The organism is Bacteroides nordii (assembly GCF_019930665.1).
Lineage (GTDB): Bacteria > Bacteroidota > Bacteroidia > Bacteroidales > Bacteroidaceae > Bacteroides > Bacteroides nordii.
On record NZ_CP082886.1, the window covers coordinates 3,593,761 to 3,610,727 of the forward strand.

At 43.4% G+C, this 16,967-nt stretch carries 13 protein-coding genes and 3 pseudogenes; 1 reads left to right on the plus strand and 15 read right to left on the minus strand.

Annotated elements, in window-relative coordinates; translation table 11 throughout:
• Positions 1-297: 297 nt before the first annotated feature.
• From K8P02_RS14205 to K8P02_RS14220, 4 genes and pseudogenes are all read right to left on the minus strand, one after another.
• The gene (locus K8P02_RS14205) at positions 298-1,140 is read right to left on the minus strand and encodes a helix-turn-helix domain-containing protein (RefSeq protein WP_007487296.1); all 843 of its coding nucleotides are present in this window, start codon (positions 1,138-1,140) and stop codon (positions 298-300) included.
• Between the two features lie 65 nt (positions 1,141-1,205).
• On the minus strand, positions 1,206-2,387 hold the full coding sequence (locus K8P02_RS14210; RefSeq protein ID WP_025868042.1) for an iron-containing alcohol dehydrogenase: 1,182 nt from the start codon (positions 2,385-2,387) through the stop codon (positions 1,206-1,208).
• 414 nt (positions 2,388-2,801) lie between these two features.
• The gene (locus tag K8P02_RS14215) at positions 2,802-3,173 is read right to left on the minus strand and encodes a hypothetical protein (protein WP_007487294.1); all 372 of its coding nucleotides are present in this window, start codon (positions 3,171-3,173) and stop codon (positions 2,802-2,804) included.
• A gap of 160 nt (positions 3,174-3,333) precedes the next feature.
• Positions 3,334-3,660 (minus strand): annotated as a pseudogene (locus K8P02_RS14220) (epoxyqueuosine reductase); the annotation flags it as partial.
• A 271-nt stretch (positions 3,661-3,931) separates the two neighbouring features.
• Here K8P02_RS14220 and K8P02_RS14225 point away from each other — a divergent pair.
• Complete coding sequence (locus tag K8P02_RS14225) at positions 3,932-5,161, plus strand: site-specific integrase (RefSeq protein WP_025868040.1); 1,230 nt, start codon at positions 3,932-3,934, stop codon at positions 5,159-5,161.
• A 65-nt stretch (positions 5,162-5,226) separates the two neighbouring features.
• Here K8P02_RS14225 and K8P02_RS14230 read toward each other — a convergent pair whose 3' ends face one another.
• The 11 genes and pseudogenes from K8P02_RS14230 to K8P02_RS14290 all read right to left on the minus strand — a co-directional run bounded on the left by K8P02_RS14230 (position 5,227) and on the right by K8P02_RS14290 (position 16,940).
• Complete coding sequence (locus K8P02_RS14230) at positions 5,227-5,529, minus strand: helix-turn-helix domain-containing protein (protein WP_002562202.1); 303 nt, start codon at positions 5,527-5,529, stop codon at positions 5,227-5,229.
• Between the two features lie 3 nt (positions 5,530-5,532).
• Positions 5,533-5,697 (minus strand): helix-turn-helix domain-containing protein, encoded by a 165-nt coding sequence (locus K8P02_RS14235; RefSeq protein WP_081768158.1) that lies wholly within the window; start codon positions 5,695-5,697, stop codon positions 5,533-5,535.
• 306 nt (positions 5,698-6,003) lie between these two features.
• Positions 6,004-6,780, minus strand: coding sequence for a DUF6047 family protein (locus K8P02_RS14240; protein ID WP_025868038.1), 777 nt, complete (start codon positions 6,778-6,780; stop codon positions 6,004-6,006).
• A 6-nt stretch (positions 6,781-6,786) separates the two neighbouring features.
• Positions 6,787-7,107, minus strand: a complete 321-nt coding sequence (locus K8P02_RS14245) for a hypothetical protein (RefSeq protein WP_002562199.1) — start codon at positions 7,105-7,107, stop codon at positions 6,787-6,789.
• Between the two features lie 11 nt (positions 7,108-7,118).
• Positions 7,119-7,835 (minus strand): annotated as a pseudogene (locus K8P02_RS14250) (DUF6047 family protein).
• 182 nt (positions 7,836-8,017) lie between these two features.
• Complete coding sequence (locus K8P02_RS14255) at positions 8,018-8,965, minus strand: DUF6047 family protein (RefSeq protein WP_025868037.1); 948 nt, start codon at positions 8,963-8,965, stop codon at positions 8,018-8,020.
• Positions 8,966-9,075: 110 nt separating this feature from the next.
• Positions 9,076-9,711, minus strand: a complete 636-nt coding sequence (locus K8P02_RS14265) for an RteC domain-containing protein (RefSeq protein WP_025868036.1) — start codon at positions 9,709-9,711, stop codon at positions 9,076-9,078.
• A 185-nt stretch (positions 9,712-9,896) separates the two neighbouring features.
• Positions 9,897-11,195 (minus strand): sigma-54-dependent transcriptional regulator, encoded by a 1,299-nt coding sequence (locus K8P02_RS14270; RefSeq protein ID WP_223381404.1) that lies wholly within the window; start codon positions 11,193-11,195, stop codon positions 9,897-9,899.
• A pseudogene (locus K8P02_RS21910) lies at positions 11,167-12,216 on the minus strand (hypothetical protein). The gene K8P02_RS14270 and the pseudogene K8P02_RS21910 overlap by 29 nt, the downstream one beginning before the upstream one ends.
• A gap of 162 nt (positions 12,217-12,378) precedes the next feature.
• Positions 12,379-14,520: a glycoside hydrolase family 97 protein gene (locus tag K8P02_RS14285; RefSeq protein ID WP_044158533.1), complete on the minus strand. Its 2,142-nt coding sequence runs from the start codon at positions 14,518-14,520 to the stop codon at positions 12,379-12,381.
• A gap of 26 nt (positions 14,521-14,546) precedes the next feature.
• Entirely contained in the window at positions 14,547-16,940 is a 2,394-nt protein-coding gene (locus tag K8P02_RS14290; protein ID WP_223381409.1) for a glycoside hydrolase family 31 protein, read from the minus strand.
• Positions 16,941-16,967 lie beyond the last annotated feature (27 nt).

Here is a 16,967-nt window from a genome sequence, read left to right on the forward strand (position 1 = left end):
AATCAAACCTCAACCAGCAAACTGATTAAGCCCATAACTCAGTTGTGTATTGGACTCAGGCAGAACCCGCACTACCCAACAGAGGAGGCATACAATGCCTCTTAATCAGTACAACCAGAACAAATGTAAGCCCCGTACATGTATGTACTACTTAAGTGGAGAAGAAAGCAGGAAAAAGTTGTCAACTTATTACAAATTAAGGAAAATATGTGAGATGTATGTGTGGTTCTCACAGCATATATTATTCTTCTCGTAACATACCATATTTTGTAATGAGATAATTATTAAATAATTCAATTAAAAATATAGGTTTTGTATAGATTTGGCTTGGGTTGGCAATATACCAAACTGTCGTTTGAACGCTGTTGAAAAATGTGATAAGTTTTTAAAACCTACTTTGAGATATACACTTGATGCCGGCACCCCTTTTTTCAATAATATCATTGCTTCCTCTAATCGCCGTCTTATTATCCAACGGGCAGGTGTCTCGCCTTCAAAAGTATCTGCAAAATCACGTTTAAATACAGACAAGCTTCGCCCTGTATAATGTGCAAGTTGTTCAAGAGTCAAATCACAAGTATAATTTCGATTCATAAATTCCCGCAAATCTATTTTCCACGGTTCTTCAAAGTCGAATAAGACACCTGCCAATTGAGGCTTAAGTTCCAATAAAACCAATACGGCTTCTTTAAGTTTAGTCTCTATAATCGTGGGGGAAGGAAGTTGTCCTGTAGTGAAATAAGCATCCAATGACTGGAATAAACCTGTTAAGAAAGGATGTTGCGGCAAATAGAAATGCAACGAATTAGATAAAGAATCAGATAATGGGTGTATAGGTAACACGATCTGTTTGGAAATGCTTTTAAGAAATGGGACATTAATCCGCAAGAACAACCCTTTAAACGGTTGTCCATTTTTAGCAGGCTGTTTCAACTTAGTTACAAGATGATTACGACGGATGAATACAGCTTCCCCATTACGAATATTGACTTTCTTTTCTTTCGTCTGCAATGTAAGTTCTCCAGATAAAACAAAACCAAGCATGTGTTCGTCTACTACACCTTCACAAATTCTGTCAAAAATAGTAGTACAACAAAAGAAGTTTTCTACATTGCCTTCGTTTATTTTAAATTTCGCCATATTTGAATTATACTAAATCATTAATATAAGAATTATTAATTGTATCCTGCCATATTATCCCTATTTCATCTTGCCATTCGATATATTTCTTCCATATCTTCCATGTTCAGCTTTTTAAAATTCCCGATAGTACTCGTATTTCCCAAACTACATTTTTCCGCCATCAGCCGTATTTCATCATCGGCAATATCCCGTCCGATGAGTTCTTGAATAGAAATAGGCATAGACATATCATGATAGAATCGCTCCATAGCCTCAATACCAGCCAATGCTGTAGATTCCGGATTCGTGAAATCATTCGGAAGCCCCATTACATTTACTGCAAAACGAACAAATCGAGAAATATTTTCTTTGAAAACGTAACGTGCCCAACTTCCCCATAAAGCAGCCAATCCCGCACCATGAGCAACATCGAACAATGCACTCAATTCATGTTCAAGCATATGGGTGGCATAATCCCCCACAGTCCCACATCCTGTCAAGCCATTGTGCGAAAGACTTCCAGCCCACATAACTTGCGCTCTGTGCCGATAGTCTTCCGGAGTAAGCATAACTTTATATGCACTGTTTTTTACGGTACGCAGTAGAGATTCAGCCAATTCATCAGTAAGTATCATATCATCTTCCTGTGAGAAATATCGTTCCATTGTATGCATCATAATATCTACAATACCGCACGCTGTTTGATATGTAGATAATGAAAAGGTACGTTCAGGGTTCATTATCGCAAATTTCGGACGGGCAAGATCATTGTTATAAGCTCGTTTTCTTGAGCCTACTTCATTAGTTATCACACAACCGTTACTCATCTCACTTCCGGCAGCAGGAATCGTAAGGACCACTCCTATAGGATAACAAGCTTTCGCCTCGGCTTTTCCGTCAAATAAATCCCACACATCACCATCATAAGCAAGACCGTACGCAATGGCTTTCGCCGAATCAATGACGCTCCCACCACCAATGGCAAGGATGTGATTCACCCCTTCCTTGCGACATAACTCTATCCCTTCATACACTTTTGACAGACGAGGATTAGGCACAACACCTCCCAGCTTTACATATAAAATACCTTCCGCATCTAATTGCCGACAGATATCGTTGAGTAATCCGGAACGCTCTGCACTCTTTCCACCATAATGTATAAGAACTTTCGTACCTTCATATCGTCTGACAAGATACCCTATCTTGCTTTCTGAATCATTCCCGAAAACGATTTCTGTTGGAGTATAATAATTAAAATTTTTCATACCCGTTTTATTTACCAAGTTCTAATCTTTCACCAAATTCATCATTCACATAAATTTTACATTCAGAATGATTTTTTAACACATCCGAATAGAATTATCAAAAAACTACTGAGCAGCCCTATTGTTGGGGGATTTAACTTAGCCATAACTTTTTATGTTTAAAAATTTTCGATGCAAAGTTACGCTAAAAAATATTATTATGTTTTTTCCAAAAGTCCAAATATACTTTTCTTAAATGTCCAATATCCTTTTCATGAATCTTTTCTGTTCATTGATATTATCATAAGAAAAGATACAACAACGATTCCTAACAGTAATGATAAGGTAATCGAAAGATGACCTATATATCAGCTGTATTAATCAATCATCTAAAGAAATAACATTCAATTAGTATCCACATTATCATGCTGTTCATCATATCTTCTTTACAGTTGCTGGTATCAAGAAAACAAGAGTACATATAGCCAGAAAAACACCTAATTCAATTGAACTTCCCGGAAATATAAATTCAGCAATAGTCCTTATAAGAAAAAAGATAGCCAGAGTAAATAATAATGCTTGGCCTAATTTGGTATTAGCAATTTCTTTGCGAAAACTTATAAAGATCATTCCTAAAGATAAAAACAGACACACAAATCCGATAGCAGACATTTGCATAATTCCACTATTTTCGGCACTCAACTTAGGTAATTCTTCCTGCCAATTGAATAAGCTCCAGAATGAAAGATGAAACAAGGCAAGTATTATCAGTAATCCCCCTCCGGCAATAATCAGTTTATTTCGCATACCATTTTATAATAGTTATACATTTACGTTTCGTTGACAAAGATAAAGTTTAAGGAGATTGAGTAAATTGAAAATTAAGCCATATTTTTGTCCAAAAACGACAATAATATGTTTGTTAAAAGAATCTGATCACTCAGAAACATATTTCAAAATACAACTTTCATTTTAGCAGATGCCTTTTCACATATGCTTGTGTTACGGAGCAATGTACAAGACATTTCAAGCAAGTACTACATCCGAATACATCGATTATCTCATCTCTTGATACTCCTATACTCCAAACACCTCTCTTCAATACATGCTTTTCACATATATCTATACAGGCAACACAGTTACCACATTTTGGTAAAAGGGGTTCATGTATTATGGTCTTCAGCGGTGCATCTGTTAAAACCGTACCAAGACATTGTGCCGATCCATACTCAGGGGTAATAAGCAGATTATTTTTACCGATCCAACCAATTCCACTAAGTAATGCTATTGTTTTAAGGCTGGAAACTAAATATTTCAAACAGATGCGCAAAGATAATGTAACCTTGCTAAAAATCAAATAGTTATAAAACATATTTTCTTAGCAAGGGTAGAAAAGGAAGCAAGAAAAAGCATATTTGGGTGAGAGTTAAGTTACCAAATCGTAACTCAGCCCAAAAAAACTTCAAACATACTCTTAATATGCTATATTACAGTAACTTGCGCAAATTTGCATAATCTTAAATAACTCAATAGTAATTAAATTTGTAACTAAAAAAAGTTGAGTTATGAAAAGTACATTCAAAGTATTATTTTACGTGAAGAAACAGTCTGTAAAAAACGGAAAGGCACCGATAATGGGCCGTATCACCATCAATGGAACCCAAGCCGGTTTCAGTTGTAAGAAAGAAGTATCCCTCGCATTGTGGGATGTCAAAGCCAACCGGGCCAGAGGCAAGTCCGAAGAAGCCCGCACACTCAATCAGGAACTTGACAATATCAAGGCACAAATCACCAGGCACTACCAGTATATCTGCGACCACGACAATTTTGTCACGGCTAAGAAAGTCTACAACCGCTATGCCGGTTTCTCAGAGGAATGCCATACCCTTATGAACCTTTTCAGGGAACAGTTGGAATCGTATAAAAAGAAAGTCGGCATAGAGAAAGCCGAAAGCACTTATCGCGGTCTGGTTGCCGATTACAAGAATCTCCTGCTTTTCATGAAAAGCAAGAAGAATACAGAGGATATTGTCATCGAAGAACTTGAGAAATCATTCATCGAGGATTACTACAACTGGATGCTCGGTACCTGTGCTTTGGCGAACTCCACTGCCTTCGGGCGTGTCAATACCTTGAAATGGCTGATGTATATCGCGCAGGAAAAAGGCTGGATACGAGTTCATCCGTTCGCATCATTCGAGTGTATGCCCGAATACAAGAGGCGATCCTTCCTTTCCGAAGAGGAACTGCAAAGGATAATCCGTCTGGAACTGAGATACAAACGCCAGCGTGCCATGCGCGACATGTTCCTGTTCATGTGTTTCACCGGTCTTTCCTACGCAGACCTGAAAACTATAACCTACGATAATATTCATACTGACTCCGACGGCGGTACATGGCTGATGGGCAACCGTATAAAAACGGGAGTGGCGTATGTCGTAAAATTGTTGCCCATTGCCATCGAGCTGATTGAAAAATACCGGGGTACGGATGAAAAGAAAGACTCTCCCGAATGTGTCTTTCCGGTAGGTGAATACAATGCCATGCGGCTCAGTCTTGGAATCATAGGCAGGAAATGCAACTGCCGGGTCGAGGTCACCCCGCATGTAGCACGCCACACGTTTGCCGTTCTAGCCATACTCAAGGGGATGCCGTTGGAAACCCTTCAGAAAGTGTTGGGGCATAAGTCCATCCTCTCCACGCAGGTTTATGCCGAACTGATTAACCCGAAGGTAGGCGAGGACACCGACAGAATTTGCGAGAAAATCGGTCACGTTTACAAACTTGCCATGTAACACGACAATAAAAAAAGCGTCCGGAAGCCGATAGGCCGAAGGACGCTTTTTTATTACCTACTTGTCTATTTTCTGAACCGTCTGAAATCTCTGTAATTTTTTTTCAACACTTCGTATAGGGCACTCTCCGGGTAGAGCAGTTTCCCCCCGATAGTGGTATAAGGCACCAGCCTTTCGTCTCTCAACGTCTGCAACGTCCGTCGTGAGATATGCAATAGGGTGCATATCTCATCCCCCGTCATGTAATGCTCGTCCGCAACCGTCGGGCGTATCCGTGCCGTAGCCTCTTCCACCGCTTTCCCCGCTTTTTTTATCCATCCGGCCAGTTCCTTGAACTCTTCCGAATCCCTTGTGATAATCTCCGCCATACCTTACTTCCTTTTGAACAGTCCGTTTTCCAGTATCTCCTGAATATCCGTTTCCCGGTAGAAGAATTTTCCCCCTACGTTCGAGTGGGGGATTAGCCCGTTGTCCCGGTAGTTTTGCAGGCACCGTTTCGATATGCCCAAAGCCAGACATACGTCCTGCGCATCCATTCACTTGTCCGGCGCAGGCGGTGCAATCTTTTTCTGGAAGTCACTCATTTGTACGGCCAGCGTGCTGACCAGTTTTCTCAACTCCTGATACGCGCTTGTTTCAATAATTGTCAGTTCCATACTAAAATTCTTTTTAAGTTTCTGAATATGAGGCAAAGTAAAGCATATCCTATATCCTATCCAAACAGATCGTATCAGAGTCTTCCGTTGGCGTGCATTGGCGTATCCAACGATAAAAGAGAAGGGCCCGTCACCTGCATCTATGCGGCAACGGGCCTTCCATCCCCTTACTTGTTTTCCATAATCCTACATCTTCATGCCTTTGCTTTTCCGCACAGCCGCCTTTTCCTTCATGTCCGCTTTCTGCCGTATTTCCGGAAAGTGCTCTTTCAACAATTTCCCTGCCAGTTTCTTCGCCCTATCCTGCATCACATCATACACATCCCATCTGTTGCGGCCCAGCAGCTTGTTTTCTATCTTCTCGAATTTATCGCAAAAACTGAAGTTGTCCGGGTATTCATCTATCAGTCCGTCTCTCGGATAGCCCTTATCCATGATATACAGCAGTGTCATCCGGTCATAATTATACGGACTCCGAGTAAGGCCCAGCCCCTTTCCGGAATCAGTCAGCCTATAATAGTTCTCCCATGTAGGAGCAAGATCATAACGCTCACTGTCCGTTATACTTTTCAATGCCGATTTGTCCACAAAAGCATCTGCCGGAATCTTCTCCAACGGCAACAAACAGCCGTAATCATCGCAACAGCGGTTTACTTTCCCTTCCATCAATGAAGGCCATCCCCGTAACTCATACACATTCAGATACTTTTCATCAAAGTCCGGTTCAAAGAAACGCTTCTCTATATTCGTTGCCATAAAATCCCCGTATTGACGGTTTCCTACGTAATCCCTACCGAACAGCAGCACCCCTTTACCCGTCTCAACACCTGTATAATACGTGTTCCCATGCTTCAAATCATCCTGCATCTCCGCTATCACTTCGGGTGGTGCGGACTTTATCTCCCGCCACATCTCCGGTGTAAGTTGTCGGGGATAGTTCTCGTCCCTTGAAAGCGGGTCCATGTACTTTCACAGGCAATACACTACTTCCGACAGAGCCAGGTATCTATGCGGCTTAATCCCATGTCCGTCCATCGCCTTTTCCAGTCTTCGCAGATAATCATCATTATTCCCTTCCCGCAAACGCGGAATAATCCTCATATCAGGCACATTATAGTACATCATGCCCATGGTAGGCATTTCCGTTTCCTTGAGCGCTTTCTCCACATCTTCCAGCATAAACTCCAGAAAACCTTCCTCACCCGTACCTTTCATACTGACATGCACCGGGTTGAGATGTCCGTCCACTGTGACATACACACTGCCACTGTTCGTATTCTCTTTTTCCATTCATCAAAAAATTAAATGTTCATTCCTTGTCCTTTTCTCTTTGCCGGAATCCGCACCCTCATTTCCACGTTCGGGAACCGTACATTATCCGGTCGTGCCACCAGTGACGAGACTATCCGTTCCTGTTCTCCGGTCAGCGGCATAGGCTACCGTTGCAAATTTCTCAGCCTGTTAAAGTTCCTCAGCGTAGGTGCCATGTCGCAACATGCCACACAAATCCCATATCTCACCATATCCGAAGAAACCGTCTGCCCGTCACCTATTTTTGCCCGGCATGCGGCATTCAGCGGAGCCACCTCATAAAACCTCAAGCTCTCAGGTTTCCGCTTGCCGTCAAAAAAACGTTCGGCCAGCCCACTCAGAAACTCATCCAGCATCCTGTCCCCACCGTCTGTCTTGTCAAACAGCAATACCTTCCGCCCGTGTTCCACCGCCATGTAGGTGGGAAAAGCAGCCAGCCCGCTGCGTATCACATCCCCGTCCATTCCGAAACGATGTCGCAGCCGCCTGTAATCCTCATTTTCCAGCAAAGCCGTATGTTCCGCTGATAATGACAGATGTACAATCCCCCGTTCCTCACAGAATGCCGCATCCCGGAGTCTCACCACCCCCGACGGATATATATTCTCCCGTTCCAGTACAGGACAGAGCCGTTCCAGATAATCCGCATTGTCCGTACCGAATATGGGAGGAATCAGACTTTTGTCTTTAAAGTCGAAACGGAACATTCAGTGGTCGGGAATAAATTCCCGACCGGTCGTATGAGACCGCACGTTGTTACTGATATAACGGGAAAATCCCTCTTCCCCCTGTCCGCGCATACTCAGATACACGGGTCTGTAAAAGGCGTCCAATGTCATATACAGACTGCCGCTTTCCACCGCTTGCTTTTTCTTTTCTTCCATAGATTCTATAGGATTAATTGTTTCTTCTCCTTCTTCTGTGGGGTAATGGAAGCTGCATGCTTCACCTGCCGTTGGCTGTCAGACATCCGCTGTTCAGGAGCTTCCTGCCTGTAGTATGTTTCCGGTAACCCGCCGGTCTGTTCCTCTTCCGAATGCGGATACGACACCGGATGTGACATTTCCATCCTTTCTATTCGGCTTATCCGTGCGCCCAACCTGAACTCTCCATCCGTAATATGGAACTCCGATTGTAACAAATCCACCGCCATCTCCTTTGCCTCTTTCTGTAAGGCCGCATAGCCGAAGTCGTGTGCCGACAAAGGCGCGTTCATCCGTGCCCTCATGCTGTCTCCCAGCTTCTCCGCCAGTTCCCTGAACTCATACTCATAGCTGAACGGATGCACCTTGTCTGCCGCAACAATCCCGGCGTACCCGTTTTCCGAAATATACAGCAATGACGCTACATCATAGTTCCGGGGCGAGATACCCAAACCGAATTCTTTTGTCAGCCGGTCGAAGTTATGGAAATCGGGCCGCAGGTCGAACTTTGCCCTGCACACCCCGCCGTCCAGCACACTTCTATCCGCAAACTTGTCGGAGGTGAAGTTCACCACCGACCTGCGCAATTGTGCCTCTGTACTTCGCACATCCGCTTTGGACAGCTTTTCGATGCAGTTGTCCGCCAGCCCAGCCACCCGTTTGGTAGGCAGGTCAATCTCATATATCCGCAAAGTTTCGGGTACTTTGGTCACGTTGAAGAAGCCGTCGGCCAGATGTTGCAGATAGCTGTTCCGTGCCTTCATACCCTTGGGGGTGTCGGAAAACAGTATCACGCCCTCTTCCGTAACCACCGCATATACCCGGTTTTCCGTCCCGGAAGTTTCCGTTACCGCCGCTTTCCGCCTGTCCGGTTTCCGGACAATGCGGTTCCAAATATCATTCAGGATTGACATAGCTTGTATTTTTAGACATGATAACCGGTGACAAAGAAAAGCATTCAGCCGCCAATCTGCAATACCTCATACATACGAGTCATCCGTTGGCGGCTGTTGGCGTACAACCTTTACGCCAGCCGTGCGTCCAGCATCCGGTTATAACTTTTGCGCAGGGAGTCGATGAACGGAGTGGTGTCCGTACAACGGTCGAACACCTTGCCACGCTTGGTGTACAGCGCATTGATTTTCAGATGGAACACTTCCTCGAAAACGCGGATAACATCCACAATTTTCAAATTCCGGCCTTCAGCCGTACCTATCGCACCGGCTGCCATCAGTGCGGCCACCAGTTCAATCAGGTCGCTGTCCGTACCGTTCCATGTCAGTGTGACGGAACTTTTGCTTCCGCTCCCCCGCACTGCTTCCGCATGGAATCCGGCAGACACGGTACCATGACGGAGCATCTCCTTCAGTATTTCCGCTTCCGCATCCAGCAACGCCAACGTCTTGTCAATAAACACGTCATACAGGATATTGCGGCAATCTTCAGCCATTCCGTTGCAGGCCTGCCGCATAAAGGCCAGCTCTATTTTTGTGTAGTTCAGACAACGTAGCTGTCCCGTCAGGTCCCCTGCCGGTGAAAGCGTAGCAAGGCAGTTCACGAAATCGTCATAGGCGGCCGGCAACTCACCTGCCACAGGTCCGGCACCGTTTGTATAAGAGGCGAACAGATTAAAAAGAGAGGTTTCCACCAATGTCTTCATCGTATCATGTTTTTAGGTTCCACAATTCAACTCTCCACTCATCCTGCCGGAATAAAGACAAGTGCCATGCCTGAAACAGTACACAGATAAAACATTGGAAATAAACCATATAGAAAGTAGTAAAAATGATGTGTACATAAAAGCATTGTGGATTGGACATGATGTGTCCGAATTTCGGACATATTCTAATCCAGACGATACTTCCTCAGTTTCAGATAAAGCGTGCTCCGGCTGATGCCCAATAACCGTGCGGCAGCTTTCCTGTCATTGCCCGTTGCCTCCAATGCTTTCAGAATGGTTGCCCGTTCCGTCCGCTCGTCATTAAGTGAATACTCTCCCGGTTGCCTGCCTTTATCGGGAATGTCTATCTCCCCGGTGGTTATCCAGTCATCTTTAGCCAATAAGGTGGCCCGTCTGACAACCATCCTCAGTTCCCGTATGTTTCCCGGCCACGAATAAGATTTCAACCGTTTCTGTACTTCGCGGTCAAAGCCTTTCACACTCCTTCCCAATTCCCGGTTGGCGGCATCCAGCATGAATTCCGCCAACGGAATTATATCCTCAATGCACTCTGCCAGCAATGGTACATGCACCGGAAATTCGTTCAGACGATGGAACAGGTCTTCCCGGAAACGTCCTTCGGCTATCGCCTTCTCCAGATCCTCATTGGTAGCGGCTACCAGACGGATATCTGTCTGAATCTCCTCTTTACCGCCTACGGGGCGGTAACGTTTTTCCTGTAAGGCACGCAACAGTGCCCTTTGTACTTCGGCATTCAGATTGCCCACCTCGTCCAGAAACAGTGTTCCATGGTTGGCAGCGGCAAACATGCCCGTCTTGTTTTCCGTCGCTCCGGTAAAGGCACCCTTCACATAACCGAACAGTTCCGATGCCGCCAGTTCCTTCGGAAGCACCCCGCAATCCACTGCGATGAAAGATGCATCCGACCGACCGCTCAACACATGTATCTGCCGGGCCACATATTCCTTGCCTGTCCCTGATGCGCCACGTATCAGTATGGACAAGCTGTCGGCAGGAGCCACCACACGCACAATGTTCTGAAGTTTCACCGCTAGAGGACTTTTACCAACGTAAAAAGCCCATCCTTTGACTTTCTTTCTATTTCCACAGTCCAACAACCCACGGATAATACCAAGTACCCTTTCCGTCTGAACAGGTTTTGGTAGATAGTCTGCGGCACCTTTCTTCATCGCTTCCACCGCACTGAGGATATCTCCGTAGCCTGTCATGATGAGGAAAGGCATACGATAGCCCTGTGCCTTCATCCATTCTAACAGTTCCACACCGTTACTGTTATTCAGGCGTAAATCCGACAATACCAGATCTACCTCATAGCCTTCCAAAAAGCCCTTCGCCGAATCCACCGATAATACATAACGGGCATTGATACCGTTTTTCACCAGCCAGTTTGTGGTGATACGCGCATACGCGCGGTCATCTTCCACTACCAATACGGTTTCCATATGTTTTTTCCTTTATTTTTTTACTTTCTCTACGGCCTGTTCCACGGCCTCAATCAGTTTTTCTATTCTTTCGTCCGATATCCCGCTCCATTTTTCAGAAGGCATGGCGATCGTTCCTTTCAGTTCACATCGAGAAATGTTTATATGGATCATTTCCCAAAGCGGTGCGGTCTCGTGTATGATATTTTCCAACTTCACATAATTTCTCATGGAAGAAGCATCCCGCATTTCAGAAAGTTCCTTCGTAGTGTCTTCTATAAAAATATCTAGCATTTCCTCAACATATTCCTCACCTTCCATGATAGCCGCAATACCTAGTCTGTCCATTTGTGAAACTACCGCCAGCAATAAAACAAACAGGGCAAAGCTGGCTACCATATAGTAGGAATTGTCCCATTCAAGGATAAAGGCCCGGTAATGTTCAGTAAAATGTTCGTTGCTCTCCCGTTCGAATTCGGGAACTATGCTCATTCTTTCGTTCAGTTCCACGCTGCCAGTGTATAGGTGTCCATCTATACCAGCAGCCGTTCCTGTCTTTCAGCCTGCCCCAAAATGCTCCTTCCATTTAAAGGAACGGAGCATACGTATTGTTGTCCCAGTTGAAGAGAAAGCGGACAAGGATTATCGTTTACATTTTTCTTTTGCTGCACAGCTTGTTTCCGAGCTATTGATACAATGGACGGGATACTTTCCTGTACTATATCACCTATACCCTGCAATTCCTCGAAAGTATGCATCGCTTTGGAAAGAAGTAGTTCTTTATTCCAAAGAAGAAGACACAACGAATCAATATGCTTTTTCTGTAACGGAGTATGAACATATTCTTTCAGAAGTTGCAGATTGTCACAGCCCCTATGGCATTTGCGGCTGTATTCTTTCAGGTTGTCATCATCCCATGTGACGGCAATCTCCGCATGAGTGGAAAGGTCCAGCAAGTCGATATAACTATTTTCCGTCAAACGATATACGTCACCAGCCCCTTTTCATTCCGGCGGAACTGATAGATAATAAAGGTTGACAGTAGGCCCTAAATGACATAACCGTTTTTTTTAACTTTAACCACATGATTATACATCATCCGAACCTGTAAATCAATTACTGGCCTGTAATATAAATACAAAAATAATCCCTACCTAGGTTTTAGCACAACTTACGCAAGGATTATTTAATAAATATTTATAAATTATTTCAAATTCTTCAAGCCTCTCAGAACAGTTTTATCAGTTATTTCAATAATACTGATGGCGTAGCCACCACCTGCCACAGCTTTCATCTTTAAGACCGATTTGGCAGTTACAATACCTTTACGAATGCCATAAGATTGCGGATTGTTCCGATAATGCGCATCTTTACCATCTTCATAAACAGTTGCAATGTATTTCTTGTCATTGTCAAGAAAATCAAGTTTCAGCGTGGATAAATGTCCTTCTTCACCACTGGTACAACCTATGAACCAATTATTTGAACCTTTTGCTTTACGTGCCACTACAATATAGCGTCCTGGTTCGGCTTCCAAATATTTACTCTCATCCCAATCCACAGGTACATCCTTGATAAATTGGAAAGCATCCATGAACCGTTCGTAGTTTTCTGGTATATCGGCTGCCATTTGGAGCGGACTATACATGGTGACATAAAGCGCGAGTTGGCGGGCAAGTGTGGAGTTCACGTGTGATTTACTATTTGGATTGAGTTTACTCATATCCATTTCAAAGATTCCCGGAGTGTAATCCATAGGACCACCTTGCAGGCGGGTAAACGGTAAGACGGTAGTATGAAACGGTTTGTTTCCACTAAACGCCTCATATTCCGTACCACGAGCGGATTCGTTGCCGATCAAGTTCGGATATGTACGGCACAGTCCGGTAGGACGTACGGCTTCATGTGCGTTTACCATGATATGGTGTTTGGCAGCCTCGGTTACGGCATATAGATAGTGGTTGTTCAACCATTGTCCATAATGATGTTCGCCACGCGGAATCATATTGCCCACATATCCACTCTTCACAGCATTATATCCATAATCGTTCATCAATTGATAAGCGGCTTCCATATGACGTTCATAGTTACGGATAGAAGCCGATGTTTCATGATGCATCATTAGTTTCACCCCTTTAGACTGGGCATACTCGTTCAGCATCTTGATATCAAAATCCGGGTAAGGAGTCACAAAGTCAAACACGTAATCTTTGGAATGGCCAAACCAGTCTTCCCACCCGATATTCCATCCTTCCACCAACACTTGGTCGAATCCATGCTTAGCAGCAAAGTCTATGTATTTTTTTACGTTCTCATTATTAGCCGGGTGTTGTCCGTTGGGCTTGACCTTATTATAATCCGTTTCTCCTAATCTCACAGAAGGTACATCCCAGGTATATGCCCAAGGCTTTCCACCGGCAATCATTTCCCACCATACACCGATATATTTCACCGGTTTAATCCAGGAGGTATCTTTGTATTTGCAAGGTTCATTCAAATTCAAGATAAGGTTTGAAGCAAGAATATCGCGTGCATCATCACTCACCATGACAGTACGCCAGGGAGTACGGCAAGGAGTCTGCATATAAGCCATATTTCCTTGTGCATCAGGAGTAAGTTGCGAAGTAAATACAAAATTCTTGTCATCTAGGACTAAATGCATGCAAGAATAATCCACCAAAGCAGCCTCATGCAGGTTGATGTAAAGACCTTCGGCTGTCTTCATCTGCAAGGAAGTCTGTACGCCTGTGGATGAAAAAATACTTTGCGACAGGTTCCCGTCAACAGCACCGCTCAGCAAACTACGAATTTCTGACAGTTTCGACTCGGTATAGTCATATTCTTGTGTATCATAATCTCCCGGAATCCACCAAGCTGTATGATCACCGGTCATGGCAAATTGAGTATGTTCTTTTTTCACAACGAAGTAGGGCAAATATTGTTGCGAAGGGAACTCATAGCGGAATCCCACGCCGTCATCATACACACGAAAACGGAGATTCATGAAGCGTCCGTTCGATGGTTTCTCCAATTCCACAAAAAGTTCATTATAGCGGTTACGGATATGACTGTTTTCTCCCCATACAGGTTCCCAAGTCTCATCAAAAGTCAATGTAGATGTATTATTTATCCGGAAAGAATCCATTAACGAATTTTCTTCGTTCAATTCAATCCCTAGTGTACTAGGCTTAATCACAGGAATGCCCTTATAAGTTACCTGATAAGTTGGGATTCCTCTCTCATTTATTGAAAACTCAAGTGTAATATTGCCCGACGGAGAAGAGATGCTTTCTGCTTTTGCCATAAAGCACGATAAAAGCAGAAAGGCTGCTATTATTATTTTCATAACTATCTTTCTTTTTATAAATTCATTTATTTGGAATAAACGACACGGACCTTTACTTCGGTTGTACAGTCAGTGCAAGGTATATCAATGTTCGTACATTTTCTTTTTACGTCATAAGAATAATTAGAAGTTTCCACTCCATTCACTTTTACCGCTACAGGTTGCGTCGTATTATAGATACGAAAAGTATATGAACGAGCATTGACACCGTTCGTATAAATTCCCTGACGAGGAGTAATGACATATTCTCCTTTATTATTTTTGAATGATTGTCTTAAGATTGTTGTTGCAAAAACGGTACTATAATCATTATTATCACCATCATCTTCATACAATACCCCCTCACCCTTGCAACCTGACACGAAGTTTAAAATCAGATGTCCGGGACGTTCTGTCACATTCATTACAGTAGGAGGATTATAAGGAATAATTGCACCTTGTTTAAAGAAATACGGAATTTGTTCCTGCGTAAAACACATTGTTTTTCTGCATGGTCCTTCAATCAATTCATTTGTAGCCACACTCCACCATTTCCCTTCAGGGAACCAAATAGTTTTGGTACTTTTACCGTTTTCGGAAGCTTCAGTAATAGGAGCCACCAAAATATCATCACCAAAAAAGTACTCTCCCTCATAAAGATATGCCTCCTCTGCATTAGGATATTCATAATAAAGTGGACGACAAATAGAAATCCCTGTATCATATGTTTTACGAGCCATCGTATAAATGTATGGAAATAACGAGTAACGTAAACGCACAGCTTTGAGCATTATCGGAAAATTACTAAATTTCCATATACGACGTTCTATACGTGAGTCGTTAGTGGCATGGGTACGAAAGATAGGAGTAAACACTCCAAATTGAATCCAGCGAAGAAGTAGTTCCGGATTATTTACCGTAACCTCATCTGTAAAAGCATGTCCTCCTAAATCATGTCCCCAATAGCCATATCCCACATTTGAGGCTGTAGCCGTAAAATAAGGCTGAAAAGCCAAGGTTGGGAAATTTATCAAAGCATCACCCGAAAAACCAATCTGATAACGGTGGCTTCCCAATCCTCCCCAACGGTGGAAAATTACAGGTCTGCGGTCTGTACGTTTTCTCACCATATCGTTAAAGAATATATGATTGCACCAGAATGTTTCACTCAATCCGTAAGTATCATTGCTTGTAAGATGTTGCTGCCAGTCAATCCACCAGAAGTCAACTCCCTCACTTTCGTGATTACGGATGATATTTTTAAAGAATGATTTTGTAAAATCCGTATAGTCAATGCTCCAAGAGATATTATCTTTTTTGTCGTTAAGATACTTACCGTTAAGTTCCGAGTTCATTGCCGCGAAATAGACAGGCGATTCATTCTTGTTTATACCGTCGGCAGGATGAAGATTAAGGGCAATCTTAAAATTATTATCATGGATATTCCGGAGCAAGCCCTTAGGATTCGGAATCAGATTGGTATTCCACGACCATCCTGTCCAACCACCTTTATCTCCGGATTGTCCATTTCCTACGTTCCAGTGCCAATCCATATCCAGAATCATTACATCGGCAGGAATCTTATTATCCTTGATTTCAGACATAATCCGGCGGTAGTCATCTGCCGAATAAGCAGAGTATTTGCTATACCAATATCCGAATACATAATCGGGCGGCAATGGTATCTTACCCGCAATTTTAGTGTAGTCGGAAATAGCTTTCTTATAATCATTACCATAACCCAGATAATAGATGTCAAGAGCATCCGTATCGGAGCGTTCCGCCCACCAGTCAAACTCCATATCCGCATTGGGCCGGAGAGCATAAGAACGCCCACCGTCAGAGCGTATGGCAGCCCATGAATCGTCTATGACAGCCCATCCGGAACGTGATATCAATCCGTTCTCCATTTCGGCACGCTTATTATCTCCATTACTTCCGTCAAGAGTGCGGCAGGTACCTTTAAGATTCAACGAATCTGATTTACCGGGATACCACACAGACTCACATCCATTGTTATCGATAGTTATGGTCAGATTTTCAGGAGACGCAGGAGTTGTCACCGGATTTGTACTTTTGCGATATTTCAACCTTACCTTATCGGTAACTATATACAAATACGTATTGTCTTCTCTCTTCCTGAAACGTGGCACCTTCAGTCTACGATTGGTTACGGTAAACGTAGCTTGGTCCTCAAATATACCTTTAGCACTGTATTCAATGCGAATCATCTCCGGTGTAAGAACAGTGAAGCGCGCTTTTCCGCAAATCACCACCGCTTCAGGATTGGCAACCGGATTATTATCGGACGCTGAAGTCTTTGCGGTTGCCAGCATTAGTAGGGCAACCAAACAAATAATTGTTTTCCCCTTTTTAAAATTCAAAAGAAACCCTTGCAACAAGGGTTTCTTTTGAGAAGAAGATTTCTTAAATCCATTCATTGGGCATTCAATGTTTCAATTAAAATA